General features: G+C 69.7%; 14 protein-coding genes. 5 read left to right on the forward strand and 9 right to left on the reverse strand.

The window, feature by feature from the left end; genetic code table 11:
* Window positions 1-145: 145 nt before the first annotated feature.
* On the forward strand, window positions 146-940 hold the full coding sequence (locus OG257_RS02015; RefSeq protein WP_329204283.1) for an integrase: 795 nt from the start codon (window positions 146-148) through the stop codon (window positions 938-940).
* 379 nt (window positions 941-1,319) lie between these two features.
* On the opposite strand, the gene OG257_RS02020 is transcribed toward OG257_RS02015, so the two are convergent.
* Window positions 1,320-1,958: a TetR/AcrR family transcriptional regulator gene (locus tag OG257_RS02020; RefSeq protein ID WP_329204284.1), complete on the reverse strand. Its 639-nt coding sequence runs from the start codon at window positions 1,956-1,958 to the stop codon at window positions 1,320-1,322.
* Window positions 1,959-2,096: 138 nt separating this feature from the next.
* Here OG257_RS02020 and OG257_RS02025 point away from each other — a divergent pair, with 138 nt between their 5' ends.
* A complete protein-coding gene (locus OG257_RS02025; RefSeq protein ID WP_329204285.1) occupies window positions 2,097-3,008 on the forward strand; it encodes an alpha/beta fold hydrolase in 912 nt (303 codons plus the stop codon).
* A 73-nt stretch (window positions 3,009-3,081) separates the two neighbouring features.
* Here the strand turns inward: OG257_RS02025 and OG257_RS02030 are convergent, their stop codons facing one another.
* Together OG257_RS02030 and OG257_RS02035 are read right to left on the reverse strand one after the other, a co-directional pair.
* Window positions 3,082-3,903: a MerR family transcriptional regulator gene (locus tag OG257_RS02030; RefSeq protein WP_329204286.1), complete on the reverse strand. Its 822-nt coding sequence runs from the start codon at window positions 3,901-3,903 to the stop codon at window positions 3,082-3,084.
* Window positions 3,904-4,028: 125 nt separating this feature from the next.
* Window positions 4,029-4,994, reverse strand: coding sequence for an SMP-30/gluconolactonase/LRE family protein (locus tag OG257_RS02035; protein ID WP_329204287.1), 966 nt, complete (start codon window positions 4,992-4,994; stop codon window positions 4,029-4,031).
* 101 nt (window positions 4,995-5,095) lie between these two features.
* On the opposite strand from OG257_RS02035, the gene OG257_RS02040 reads away from it, so the two are divergent.
* Window positions 5,096-5,539 (forward strand): Lrp/AsnC family transcriptional regulator, encoded by a 444-nt coding sequence (locus tag OG257_RS02040; RefSeq protein WP_329204288.1) that lies wholly within the window; start codon window positions 5,096-5,098, stop codon window positions 5,537-5,539.
* A 436-nt stretch (window positions 5,540-5,975) separates the two neighbouring features.
* Here OG257_RS02040 and OG257_RS02045 read toward each other — a convergent pair whose 3' ends face one another.
* Both OG257_RS02045 and OG257_RS02050 read right to left on the reverse strand, forming a co-directional pair.
* Window positions 5,976-6,560: a TerD family protein gene (locus OG257_RS02045; protein WP_329204289.1), complete on the reverse strand. Its 585-nt coding sequence runs from the start codon at window positions 6,558-6,560 to the stop codon at window positions 5,976-5,978.
* Between the two features lie 202 nt (window positions 6,561-6,762).
* Window positions 6,763-7,146, reverse strand: coding sequence for a winged helix-turn-helix transcriptional regulator (locus OG257_RS02050; RefSeq protein WP_329204290.1), 384 nt, complete (start codon window positions 7,144-7,146; stop codon window positions 6,763-6,765).
* Window positions 7,147-7,294: 148 nt separating this feature from the next.
* On the opposite strand from OG257_RS02050, the gene OG257_RS02055 reads away from it, so the two are divergent.
* A complete protein-coding gene (locus OG257_RS02055) occupies window positions 7,295-7,702 on the forward strand; it encodes a RidA family protein (RefSeq protein WP_329204291.1) in 408 nt (135 codons plus the stop codon).
* A gap of 81 nt (window positions 7,703-7,783) precedes the next feature.
* Here the strand turns inward: OG257_RS02055 and OG257_RS02060 are convergent, their stop codons facing one another.
* Both OG257_RS02060 and OG257_RS02065 read right to left on the reverse strand, forming a co-directional pair.
* Entirely contained in the window at window positions 7,784-8,296 is a 513-nt protein-coding gene (locus OG257_RS02060; protein ID WP_329204292.1) for a DUF4396 domain-containing protein, read from the reverse strand.
* 154 nt (window positions 8,297-8,450) lie between these two features.
* Window positions 8,451-8,879 carry a pyridoxamine 5'-phosphate oxidase family protein gene (locus OG257_RS02065; protein ID WP_329204293.1) on the reverse strand — a complete coding sequence of 143 codons (429 nt, stop codon included), beginning with the start codon at window positions 8,877-8,879 and terminating at the stop codon, window positions 8,451-8,453.
* A 366-nt stretch (window positions 8,880-9,245) separates the two neighbouring features.
* Between OG257_RS02065 and OG257_RS02070 the strand changes: the two genes are divergently transcribed.
* On the forward strand, window positions 9,246-10,793 hold the full coding sequence (locus OG257_RS02070; protein ID WP_329204294.1) for a PH domain-containing protein: 1,548 nt from the start codon (window positions 9,246-9,248) through the stop codon (window positions 10,791-10,793).
* Between the two features lie 51 nt (window positions 10,794-10,844).
* Here OG257_RS02070 and OG257_RS02075 read toward each other — a convergent pair whose 3' ends face one another.
* Window positions 10,845-11,663, reverse strand: a complete 819-nt coding sequence (locus OG257_RS02075) for a maleylpyruvate isomerase family mycothiol-dependent enzyme (RefSeq protein WP_329204295.1) — start codon at window positions 11,661-11,663, stop codon at window positions 10,845-10,847.
* A gap of 174 nt (window positions 11,664-11,837) precedes the next feature.
* Window positions 11,838-12,185: a DoxX family protein gene (locus OG257_RS02080; RefSeq protein WP_329204296.1), complete on the reverse strand. Its 348-nt coding sequence runs from the start codon at window positions 12,183-12,185 to the stop codon at window positions 11,838-11,840.
* Between the last annotated feature and the right edge of the window lie 62 nt (window positions 12,186-12,247).

Genomic DNA, 12,247 nt, shown 5'->3' on the forward strand with positions numbered 1-12,247 from the left:
ACGAACATCGCACCGAACCGTCCATACTTTGTCCTCAACGAGGAAAAACTCATGGGGAGTTGATCAGCTTCGGAGCACAAAACGCCTGATTGCACGGGCGGTTGCTACTGTCGACGCCTCCATCGACAGGAGGCGTCTGCGGGCCATGCGGGTATCGATGACGAGCGCCGCGGCGCATGCCGGCCGTGCGAACGAGGACTTCACCGGCGCCGTACCGACGGCCGCGGTGCTGATCGACGGCGCCGGCATCCCCGGCTCGGAAGCGACGTGTCGGCACGGCGTGGCCTGGTACGCGAGCCGTCTCGGAGGCAGACTCCTCGGCCTCCTGTCACTCGTGCGGTACCGGAGTCTCCCGGCGTTGCTCGCAGAGGCCATCGAGCAGGTGACGGACGATCACCGTGACACCTGCGACGTCGCCGACCCCATCGCCCCCTCTGCGACCGTGGCCGTCCTGCGCGTGTCCGACGGACTCATCGAGTACCTGGTGCTCGGTGACTCCTTCGTCGTACTCGACAGAGCGGACGGTGCGCCGCTCGTCGTGACCGACCCCCGGGAGGTGACCATCAGCCGGTCGTTCCTGCCCGCGCTCGAGGCCGCCCCGGAGGGCAGCGAGGAGTACCACGGGGTCCTGCGGGACCTGCGCGCCAACCGGAACCGGGCGGGCGGCTTCTGGGTGGCCAAGAACGACCCGCGTGCGGCGGACGAGGCGGTAACCGGAAGCTGCCCGGCCCTCGATCTGACCGCTGCCGCCCTGCTCAGCAACGGGGCCAGCCGCATCGTGGACCGGTTCGGGCTCACCGACTGGCCGGGAGCCATGGCTCTCCTGTCGTCGAGCGGACCCGCCGAAGTCGTGCGTCGTGTCCGGCGGGCGGAGGCTCGCCACGCGGTGGCAGCGGACGATGCGACGATCACGTACTGCACCGGCCTCGGCGGATCCTGAGCGTCGCCGCCGGGAGGGCTTCGGCCTGGCGCCCGGCCCGAGACGACGACAGGTGCTCCCACCGCGCACACCCGATGGGAGCATTGTCAGCCGGGACGACGGCCGGGTAGGCGTCGTCCTCGGCAAGTTCGCCTTTGCCGTGCTGCTTGCTGAAGCGGCCGACTGTGATGCCGAAGACAGCGGACCCGGCGTTCCAGGCGATCGCGTCGCCGTGGCCCATGGCGTAGACGTCTCCGCGACCCGGTGAACGATCCGGTCCGCGAGGCTCGGTTCGATGGCCTTGCACAGGTCCCCCACACGTCCCTCCAGCCTCCGGGGACCCTGCGTGCGGGTGATCGCCGTCGCCGCGCTCGTACGTGGACGTCCACACAACCCGACGTCACTCGTCCGTCGGCCGAGCCAGGAGGCCGCGCCCACCGTCCCGGAAGATCCGGTCCAGGGTGTGGTCCAGGACCGCGACGGCCGACTCGGCGCTGCGCTGGCCGACGAGGATGCCCGTGCCGAGTCCTGCGGACATGGCGAGCAGACCGGCCGCCTCCAGCCGTGGGTCCACACCGGGCCGGAGCAGGTCCGCCTCCTGTGCCCGCAGGAGGAGTTCGGTCACGGCGTCCTCGGCCGCGTCGGGGTCCTTGATGAAGGGCTGGGCGGCAAGTGCGGGGTCGTTGACGGCCAGCATGGCGTACGAGGTGTACACGAAGTGGAATGTGCGGCTCTCCTCGTCGGTGGGCAGGGCCGCATTCAGCAGCGCCTCGATCGTGGCGCGCGGGCCGGGGCTGTCCACGGTGTCCTGGATCCGGGTCGCGACCCGCTCCCCGAATCTCTGGGTCAGGTGCTGCAGCCCGAAGAGCAGCAGCTTCTCCTTGGTTTCGAAGTAGTACTGCACCAGCCGCAGTGACACGTCCGCCTCGGCCGCCACATCGCGCATCCCCACGGCGTGTAGCCCGCGCCTCCCGGCAATCCGGACGAGCGCCTCGGCGATCTCGGTACGGCGTTCCGCATGGTCCACCCGCTTGGGCATCGGCCTGTTCTCCGCTCGTCGTCTCGCTGATGTGCCCCTGCCGGGCCCTGTCGTGACCCGTCACCGACCGTTGATGATACAGCGGTACCATCATGGTGATACGTTCGTACCGTAAAAGTTCCGAACCCGGAGGTGCCCGTGTCCGAGACCGCTGTCCGTCCTCAGGCCGACGTCGGCCGCTATGTGAGCGAAATCTGGCGGGACCGCTACTTCGCGGCCTGCGACGCGGCCTACGCCCTGGGGGCGCCGGCACGCGCGGAACAGGACGTGGAGACCACCTTCGGGACCACGCACGTCTACCGCTACGGCCCCGAGGACCCCGCCGCCCTGTCCCGCACCCCCGTCGTCCTGGTGCACGGGGCGGGCTCCTGCTCCGCCACGTGGTACCCCAACACCCCCGCGCTCAGCGCCGACCGCCCCGTCTACGCCATCGACACCCCGGGCGACCCTGGACGCAGTGTGCAGCGCGAACCGATCCACCAGCCGGAACGGGCCGCGCAGTGGCTGGACGAGACGCTCGCCGCGCTGGGGCTCGACCGTGTCCACCTCGTCGGCGCCTCGTACGGCGGCTGGCTCGCCCTGAACCAGGCACACCGCACACCCGACCGCCTCGCCTCGGTCACCCTGCTCGACCCGGGCGGCCTGGAGAAGGTGGGGCTGCGCTTCTTCGTCTGGATCTTCGCCGGCCTCTTCGCGACCTTCGCGCCCAGAGCCCTCCGTCCACGGCTGGCCGCCTGGCTGGATCAACCGGTCCTCGTCAGGCGGGAGCTGCGCGCCATGGTCAGAACTTCCGTCCGGGCCTACCGCATCCGCCGCCCGGCCCCACTCCCCCTGACCGACGACGAGTTGTCCACTGTCCGCACACCGCTCTACCTCGCGCTCGGCAGGCGCAGCCTGCTCCTGCACCCGCAGCGGCAGATGGAGCGCGTACCCCGCCTGGTACCGGGGACCCGGGCAGAGATCATCTCCGGGACAGGTCACGGACCGCAGATCGACCATGCGGAAGAGACCAACCGCCGGATGCTGGACTTCATGAACAGCGTCGACTGACAACCGCGGGAACATCCCGGGGCAGGACTGCGGCCGTGCGGCGTGCGGCGTGCGGCGTGCGGCGTGCGGCGAATCAGGCCGGGATCACCGGGGCCTGGAGTTCCGTCACCCAGTCGTCCCTGTTCTCGGGGCACTCCAGGTTGATCTCGCGCGGATATCCGGCTGACCGGTAACCGTTGGCGTCGATCCAGCGGGCCAACGTCTGCGCCGTGGGGACCACGGTGTCCATCGAGCCGCGGTGGACGATGGTCGCCGCCCGGTCGAGGGGCAGCAGGTCGAGGACCCGGACGACGCCGTCCTGAAGGGGCGCGGATACCTGGACGGCGGCATGGATGCTGATCCGGCCGTCGCCTTCCGGAGCGTCCTCGTAGTAGGCGACCCCGGGTCCTGTCGGGGTGATACCCGCCGCGCCCAGGCGCCGGAACAGCTCGTCGTAGAGCGGCCCGATGACCGGGCCGATCGCCTCGGGCTCGAAACTCGCGGCAGTCGCGGTCAGCTCCGCCACCCGCACCGCGGGAACGGCCTTGATGACAACATCGTTCGTGGGCATGCGCCCCTCACTCTCGATCGCCCGGAGCCTCGCCTCGACCTGCACCAACCGCGCCCCTGCCGCGGCCACCGCGGTTTCCAGTTCGGCCCGCCGCAACCGCAGCATGCCCCGCAGTTCCTCCGTGGTGACCTTCTCGTCCACGATGTCCCGCACCTGCTGGAGAGTGAAGCCGAGGTCCTTGAGCGCGATCACCCTGTTGAGTCGGGCCAACTGGGCAGCGGTGTAATGGCGGTAGCCGGTGGCGGGGTCGACATGGGCCGGACGCAGCAGGCCGGTCGCGTCGTAGTGACGCAGCATCCGGACCGATACGCGGCCGTGCCTGGCGAAGTCTCCGATGGTGAACATGACGTCTCCGAGCTGACCACCTGACACGGTGTGAGGGTCAAGACGGTATCCGGCAGTCGACGAACAGCGGGGAGCGGGGGTGTCACCGGCTCAGTCGCGACAAGGGCCCCCGCCCTTGCTCCCACTCAGGCGGCCGAGGGCCCGTCGAGCCAGGGGCGCCGCCCCGGACCGGTCGGATGCGTCCCCGCGACGGCCATGACCACCGAGTAGAGGCTGGTCTCGGCGGTGATGAAGAGACGGTTTCGCTTGGCCCCGCCCCAGGAGATGTTGGACACGGTCTCCGGTACGTTCAGCCGGCCGATCAGCGTGCCGTCCGGGTCGTAGCAGTGCACGCCGTTGCTCATGGCGGCAACCCACAGACGGCCGCCGTCGTCGAAGCGCAGATTGTCGAACCGGCTTCCGGCCGCGGGGTCGGCCGTGGCGAACACCTCGCCGTCCGAGAGTGTGCGGCCGTCGGCTCGGACGTCGAAGACCCGGATGAAGCCGGCCCGGGTGTCGGAGACGTACAACTGCCGCTCGTCACGGGAGAAGACGAGCCCGTTGGGGGCGCCGAAGCAGTCGGCCACCAGGCTCACGTCGCCCGTGGCCGGGTCGATCCGGTACACGTTGCAGGACCCGATCTCGCTCTCCGCGAGGTACCCCTCGTAGTCACTGGTGATGCCGAAGTCCGGGTCGGAGAACCAGATCGAGCCGTCGGACTTCACCGCCGCGTCGTTGGGACTGTTGAGGCGCCTGCCCTGCCAGCGGTCGGCCAGCACGGTGAGGGTGCCGTTGTGCTCGGTGCGGGTGACCCGCCGGTTGCCCTGCTCACAGGTGATGAGCCTGCCTTCGAGGTCCAGGGTGTTGCCGTTCGTGTGCCCGGCGGGCTCGCGGAAGACGCTGACGGTATTGGTGGTCTCGTCCCAGCGCAGCATGCGGTCGTTGGGGATGTCGCTCCATATCAGCTGGCGCCAGGCCGGAAGGTAGATCGGCCCCTCCGCCCAGCGGCAGCCCGTGTACAGGACCTCGAGGTCGTCATCGCCGTTCATGCACCGACCGGTACGGAAGCGGTCGTCGAGGCACTCGTACAACCCGGGGTGTCGGGTGGTCATGTGCGTTCCTCCCCTGAAGTGTGAGCCGAATGGTGTTCGGCTCATCGTGATTATCACAGCATCGCGTATGGTCCTTTCAAGTACCTACCGAATGGAGTGTCGTGGATCACGTGGACCGTGCGTTGCTGACGCAGCTTCAGCAGGACGCCACCCAGCCCTATGCCGCCCTCGGCCAGTCCGTCGGCCTCTCCGCCGGTGCCGCCCATGAGCGCGTCCGTAAGCTGCGCGAGCGCGGCGTGATCCGGCGCACCGTGATCGAGGTGGACCCTGCGGCGGTGGGGCGCGGCGTGCTCGCGTACGTGATGGTCGACTCGACTGCCTGGATGGGCGATGCGGCGGAGCACTTCGCAGCGCTGCCCGAGATCCAGGAGGCGCACGTCATCGCGGGCAGCGCCTCGTTGCTGGTGAAGGTCAGAACCGCGACCACGGAGCAGCTCCAGGACGTGCTGCGCCGGATCTACGCGATCGAGGGCGTCAGCGGGACGCAGGCCACCATCGTGCTGGAGACGTTCTTCGAGCGTCCGCTGCCGCCCCAGGAGCTGTAGCCCGGCCGGGGCTTCGAAAGCGGGCGAGGCCGGGCGCGCCGACGCCGGTCGGCGGTGCCTACGACTGCGGCGGGCGGATCTGCCGCCCTGCTGGAGGTCAGAGCTGAGCCCAAGTCCAGTGTGGCGCAGGTGGCTTACACACTGGTGGCGTTCAACCGGCCGTCGAGGCGCCCTTCGCGGCCACGCCGGACGTCGTGGGCTGGTCCGGAGAGTTGAGCCGACGGCTGCACCCGCCGACGACCGCGGACCGCATCGGCGTCGGCATCGGCATCGGCATCGGCGGAGGTACGTCGGACTGATCGAAGCGGACTACGCGCTGCGGCCGAGTCCGGGGGAATCCCCCGGACCCTGGCCGAGCACGCAACTGGCTTCCGCGCGTGACGAGTTCGAACTGCTCGCCGTCGTTCCCCGGGACTCGCGGCAGCGTCGGAACGTTCTACTTGCTCACGGCGAAACGCATGAGGGCACGCTCGTCGCCCTGCTTGATCTTGCCGGTCTCGTTGATCACCTGGAGCTTCCAGCCCGCCCCTTCGCGCATGGCCTTGGCCACGGCACAGCCGTTGTCATCGGTGAGCAGGCTCGGCCAGATGTCGGCAACCTGCTGGGTGGTGCCACCGGTCGCGTCGTAGACCTTGAAGCTGATGTTCCGCGCGTTCTGGAAGGCGCTCCGCTTCTTGTACGCGGCAGCGATGAACACGACGGACGTGATGTTGGACGGCACCCGGGCAAAATCCACGGTCACGGTCTCGTCGTCACCGTCGCCGCGCCCGGTCTGGTTGTCCCCGCTGTGCACCAGGGAGCCGTTGCCCAGCGGGTCCAGGGAGTCGAGCCCGGCCAGCCGCACGGGCTCCGCGCCCTGCATCGCGATGGCGATCAGGTCAAGATCGGTTCCGGCCTTCTGCCGGAGCTTGCCCAGGATGCCTCCGCTGGCCCCGACGGTCGGGTCCCAGGAGACCCCGATGGACAGATGCGTGACCCCGTCGAGGTCGGCCGGGCCGTCTTCCTTCTTCAGCGTGATCATGGTGATCCTCTTGGTCGTCAGACTGGTTACATATGAATTGTGCCTGGCGGCGTTGGCTCTCGGCCGACCCGGGGCGGATTATTCCGAACGCTACCCCGGAGGGCTGCCGCCGAGGTGTCCGCTCGGTGTCCGCTTCTCCGGCGCCTTCGGATCAGCGGATGCACTCCCCCGGGCCCGGGAAAATCCGGAGCGTCCGGACGGTCTACGTGTCGAAGCGGCGACGGGCGGCTTCGATATGACCGAGGTACTGGTGGGTCCAGTCGCACATTCTGTGGACGGTCTCCCGCAGTGCCCGGCCCGACTCGGTGAGGGTGTACTCGACCCGTGGCGGCACGGTCGGGTGCACGCACCGCTCGACGAGGCCGTTCCGCTCCAACATGCGCAGGTTCTGGGTGAGCATCTTGTGGCTGATGCCCTCGATTCCGTTCCGCACCTCACCGAAGCGCAGCGTGCCTTCACCCAGGACGTCGATGATCAGGAGCGCCCACTTGTTGGCGACGTCCGAGAAGATCTCCCGCGCCAGGGAGTCCGCGCGCGTCAGGTCCGCCTGTTCCTCGGGCGAGCCCCTGAACTGCTTGGTCACCATGAGGTTCCCCAGTCACCGAAAAGTGCGTTCTTCCATGTCAGCGGCCACTCTCCTACGGTTCCTGAGTAACCACAAGAGACCGACGGCGCGTACGGCCCGGTCCGGTGGAGATGAGCCCTCGGGCTCTCACGACAAGGAGGCGGGCAGCATGGCCATCACCCTGGTGAACCCCAGCGGATTGCCGGAAGTCGACGCGTACAGGCAGGTGTCGATCGCGACCGGGGCGAAACTGGTTTTCGTCGCCGGGCAGGTCTCCTGGAATGCCGACGGGGTCACGGTCGGCACGGGGGATCTCGCCGCCCAGGTCGAGCAGTGCTACCTCAACATCGGCACCGCACTGGCCGAAGTCGGTGGCTCCTTCGCCGACGTGGCGAAACTGACGGTCCACGTCGTGGACTGGACCCCCGACAGGATGCCCCTGCTCCTGGACGGCATCTCCCGGGCGGCCGCGAAACTGGGGGTCACCCCGGTACCGCCGGCAACGTTGTTGGGCGTCGCGGCTCTCGACGTACCGGACCATCTGGTCGAGGTCGAAGCCACCGCGGTCATCGACTGAGCAAGGGCGCTTCGCGCCGAGCCGGCATTCCCCACCCACTCGGCGCCGCCTGCGGTGCGCGGGATGTCAGTGGTAGGGGTGTCAGTGGTAGGCGTGGACGACGGCGTGGCCTTTTCCGCGACCGATCATCCACTTGTTGACCGGTGTGGTGACCAGAAAGGCCACGGCGAACCCGCCCAGCAGCGCCGCCCAGAACAGGGTGTCGGACAGGTCGGCGTCCATCGCACCGGGGACCAGGGCGATGATGCCGTTGTCGACGAGCTCCATCACCGCGATCGAGACCGTGTCCGCGGCCAGCGCCACCTTGACGGCGGTCTTGAGGTCCAGGCCCGCCTTGCGGACTGCGAACAGGGTGAAGGAGTAGCCGAAGACGAACGCCAGGGCGATCGCCAGAACCATGGTCTGGACATTGCCCCAGAGCAGGGCGGTGCCGATGACCATGCCCAGGATCTCGCCGATCGCACACCCGGTCAGGCAGTGCAGCGTGGCCTTGGCCGCGGTCCTCCAGGTGACTCCGCCCGCCCCTTTCCCGGCCGTACTCCGGTGCGCGTGGTGGTCGTGGGTGCTGCCCTCACGGTGCGCGGTGTGGTCCATGGCGTTCATCCCGTTCCCGTCCGGTGGTCCGTTCCTGCGGTGTCCACACCTCATAACCACATACCCCCCGGGGGTATTCCCTGAAGGGAGTGGAAGCACTCCGGGCGGGGTCGGCCCCCGAGGGCCCGCCCCGCTCCGGCCGGGGAAATCCCGCTCAGACCTGGCCGAGGTCCGAGCTGAGCCAGCGCTGCGGTCGCATGTGGATGACCACCTGCTCGCCGTGCTCCCGCCAGGCGAAGTCGACGTAGCCTTCGACCTTCTCGGCAGGAAGGTAGCGCGCCGACATCTCCACCAGCTGTTCGCGGGTGGCGGGTGTTGTCGCGGTGACGGGGCCCTCGACGGAGACGTAGCGGATGGTCGGTGCGACTCGCTCGACCATCAGACTGAACCGGCCCGCCTCGGCGATCAGAACCCCCTTGCGGGAGTGCCGTCCCGTCATGATCCAGATGTCGCCGCCCTGCTCGTACTGGTACCAGATCGGCACGGTGAGCGGAGCCCGTCCGGGCTCCCCCGCGTCCACGGCCAGGGCTGCGACATGGGCTTCGGCCAGAAACTGTTCACGCTCTTCGCGCTTCAAAGCCACGGGGTTCGTCTCCTTCGTGAGCTCTTTGTCGGGGCGTCAGATGCCGCATTATGCAAGGTTCGCCCCGCTTCGTCGGTATCGACCGGTCCGCGTTGCACAGAGCGAGCGTGGACGGCCCTCTGGGCGCCGGACGCGGGCACGGGTTCCGTCCCGCTGTCGTCGATGCCTCGCGAGGGCACCTGCCCGGGGATCAGGACCGCCCAAACCCGCGCGTGCCGAACGCCCTTGGCACGCGTACCCACGGACCACGGCGCGATGCACGCGACGAACCGGGCTGCCCATGCGTCCGGTCGGCAGCGTTGCGGGCCGACAGACTGCCGGGCCATGCCCAGGCGCGGTCGACCGGGATGATGAAGGATTCCGGACATGCCCCATGCCCTCGAAGTGACCTGCCGTCCCCTCTGGAAGCGCACCCTCTGGTTCTTCGTCGGACTGGGGGCGGTCGGCACGGTCCTGGCAGCCGTACGCACGGCCTACTGGGGTCCGGGCCCCGAACTGGGCATCGGCCTGCTGCTCGCGGCGGTGGGCATCGTGTCGCTCCACAGGGTCACCGCCGAGGTGAAGGCCGACGCGCGCGGACTGCGCTACCGGACGCTGCTGCACCGTCGGAGCGTGCCCTGGCACGACATCGCCGACGTACGCGTCCACCTGAAGTACACGAACACCTCACGGGGCGAGGAAGCCCGGCGAGTCAGCGTGTTGCTCCGCGACGGACACCGATGGGTCCTGCCCCTGCCGCGGAGCTGGTCCCTTCATGACCCGGCCTTCGACGCGAAGCTGGACGGGCTCCGCGCACTGCACCGCCGTCACGGAGCACCGGAGTCGGCCCACCTCCCCGTCATCTCCTCCCGCACGGCCGGGCGGGCCTGGGCCGGGCTGCTGGGTCTGTGCGCACTCCTGCTCGCGTGTGCGGGCGTGGCCGCGTCGTTCGTGCCGGACGCCGCGTCGAACGAGCGGGAGTGGGAGTCGGCAACCCCGTGCACCGCGGCGACGCCCGCGACGGAGCGCCGTGAGTGCCTGACCACGCTGCCGGCCGTGATCGTGAGGACCGAGGCCAACCGGCCCAAGCAGAGCAGTTGGCTGTACTTCGCCGACGACCGGCCCGTGCGGCGGGTCGCCGTGTCACGCCAGGACGCACAGGCGTTCCGGTCCGGCGACGGCGTCGAACTGACCGTCTGGCGCGGCAAGGTGAGGGAGGTCGCCGGAAAGCGTCACGTGTGGCGGGAGCACATGCCCATTGCCGGAGAGGCGGCCGTCGTCGCGGCCGCGTTCGCCCTCGCCGCGGGCTACCCGGCCGCGCAGTCGCTGCTGCGCCTGCGCGGGCGCCGGCTGGCCGATGACGAGGTCCTCCCATCGGCGCTCCCGTTCGGGGGCGCGCTCGTAGCAACTGCCCTGTGGCTGCTGCCGCTCTGCTACCTCCACCCAACGGCCCCGCCGACGGATCCCGGCACGGTCGCGTGGGCGGCAGCGGGCGTGTCGGCCACTGTCGCCCTCTTCGCCCTGGCCTGGCGCGCCACGGGTGTCCGTAAGCCGGAAAACGGGGTGGCGGAAGAGGTCGGACGGCCGGGGCGGGAGGTGCATCTGGCGGCCCGCTTCCTGGAACACACCGACTACAACCCGCACGGCTTCGGCACCCACATCGTGCTCGGGGACGGCCCGCCCGCGGTGACACCCCATCCCGGACCCGGCAGGTTCGCGGCACGACGGATACCGGTGGAGCGACTCACCGTGAAGGATGTGCGGCGCATCCGGGGCAGCGACGGCGACACCGCCCCCAGGAGCTGGCACATCGCGGAACTCGACGACGCGGGTGAACCTGTCCGCCTCGCCGCCGCCCCCGCCGACCTGACCCGCATCGTCCACGAGCTGCGCGCTGCCGGCGCCCCGGTGGACGCGTCGAACCGCGAGGCGTGACCGTCCGCGGCAGCCAGGGTGAGCAGGTCCGGACGGCCGGCCCGGCCCCCTTCAGGGCGCCTTGAACAGGGTCGGGAACCGCGGTGCGAGCCAGGGCTTGCGGCCCCAGGCGAGAATGCGACCGCGGGCGATGGCCCCCCATGGGTCGCAACGGCCGAGCGCGATGAGCAGGAAGGTGACCGGCTCGATCTGGATGGTGCACTCCGTGCGGCCCTCCGGGCGCGGGCTCACGGCCGCCGCACCGTCGGTGAAGGTCACCGTGAAGCGTGTCCCGCCGCGCAGCCTGATCCCGAAGCGGGCGGTCAGGCCGGCGGCGGCCGCATCCACGACGTGCGGCATGACCGTGAACATGAACGGCAGGGCCAGCTCGGCCCGGGCACGGTCGACCATATGAGGCCGCCCGACGGCACGGGCGAGGTCGTAGCCGTGGCCGAGCATGTGCGTGAGCAGATAGGAACCGAAGACAGCCATGTTCATGGGGCCGAGCGGCGTAGCCACTGTTTCGTCGGCCGCACACCGCTGCGCCGCGCCGAGGAACACATCGGCCTGCGCCACGATCATGTCGGCCAGCGGGTCACCGGCGCGCTCGCCGAACCGGGCGAGCGCGCGCTCGTTGGCCGCCGCCAGACTCGGGGCCGTCCCGTCACCGTGACTGCGCTCGCGGCCCGAGGCGATGTCCGCCATCAGCTCGTTGGCCTGTGCCAGGTGGGCTGCGGCCTCGCCGAGCGTCCACGTCGAACCGGGAACCGGGCCGCCGGTTTCGGTACGACCGCGCAGCAGCGCCGCGATCTCCGACGCGGTCTCGCGTATCGCATCGGCGAGGCCGGGAGGCAGGGCGCCTCGCACGTCTCGGGCAGGCGTTGCTTCCACGTCCGGCTCCCCACTTTTCGCCGGGGAGGCTCTGCACCACTCCGGTCTCGGCAATCGGCCTGGCTGACGCCAGGTCCGACGGATCCGTGAAGGATGACAGGACGCTCAGCGGGGGCGGTCACCGGGCGGGCCCGGAGCAGGTGCCGGGGGTGCCACACCGCTGCGCACCGGGGCTCAGGCCGACAGCAGTCTCAGCACGAGCGCGGCGGCGGCCAGCAGGGCGAGAATCACGGGCGCCGCGATCTCGAAGTCCTTCGTGCGTACGTGGGCGATGACCGCCCCTATGAAGTAGAGGACCACACCGACTGCGGCGGCGGCACCGATGAAGGGCACCGCGAGACCGACCAGGAGTCCTACGGCGCCAGCGGCCTTGAGCGCGGCGAGCCTCGGGAACCAGGAATCGGGCACGCCCACCTTGGCCATCGAGGCCGTGACGGCCTCGTTGCGCGTGAAGGTCAGTACGGCCGAGGCGCTGAGAGCCACGGCGAGAAGGATGCCGACTGCCGCGTAGGCGATGAACATGATGTGCCCCAATGTCTGATGTCTTCAATGGTGGATGCCGAAATATGATTGAAGCGTATCAA

The sequence above is a fragment of the Streptomyces sp. NBC_00683 genome, from assembly GCF_036226745.1.
Classification (GTDB): Bacteria; Actinomycetota; Actinomycetes; order Streptomycetales; family Streptomycetaceae; genus Streptomyces.

Excerpts from the sequence above, each read along its gene's own strand:
- OG257_RS02015 (WP_329204283.1), top strand. The coding sequence starts at position 146 with ATGCGGGTATCGATGACGAGCGCCGCGGCGCATGCCGGCCGTGCGAAC.
- OG257_RS02020 (WP_329204284.1), bottom strand. The coding sequence starts at position 1,958 with ATGCCCAAGCGGGTGGACCATGCGGAACGCCGTACCGAGATCGCCGAG.
- OG257_RS02030 (WP_329204286.1), bottom strand. The coding sequence starts at position 3,903 with ATGTTCACCATCGGAGACTTCGCCAGGCACGGCCGCGTATCGGTCCGG.
- OG257_RS02035 (WP_329204287.1), bottom strand. The coding sequence starts at position 4,994 with ATGACCACCCGACACCCCGGGTTGTACGAGTGCCTCGACGACCGCTTC.
- OG257_RS02045 (WP_329204289.1), bottom strand. The coding sequence starts at position 6,560 with ATGATCACGCTGAAGAAGGAAGACGGCCCGGCCGACCTCGACGGGGTC.
- OG257_RS02050 (WP_329204290.1), bottom strand. The coding sequence starts at position 7,146 with ATGGTGACCAAGCAGTTCAGGGGCTCGCCCGAGGAACAGGCGGACCTG.
- OG257_RS02055 (WP_329204291.1), top strand. The coding sequence starts at position 7,295 with ATGGCCATCACCCTGGTGAACCCCAGCGGATTGCCGGAAGTCGACGCG.
- OG257_RS02060 (WP_329204292.1), bottom strand. The coding sequence starts at position 8,296 with ATGGACCACACCGCGCACCGTGAGGGCAGCACCCACGACCACCACGCG.
- OG257_RS02070 (WP_329204294.1), top strand. The coding sequence starts at position 9,246 with ATGCCCCATGCCCTCGAAGTGACCTGCCGTCCCCTCTGGAAGCGCACC.
- OG257_RS02080 (WP_329204296.1), bottom strand. The coding sequence starts at position 12,185 with ATGTTCATCGCCTACGCGGCAGTCGGCATCCTTCTCGCCGTGGCTCTC.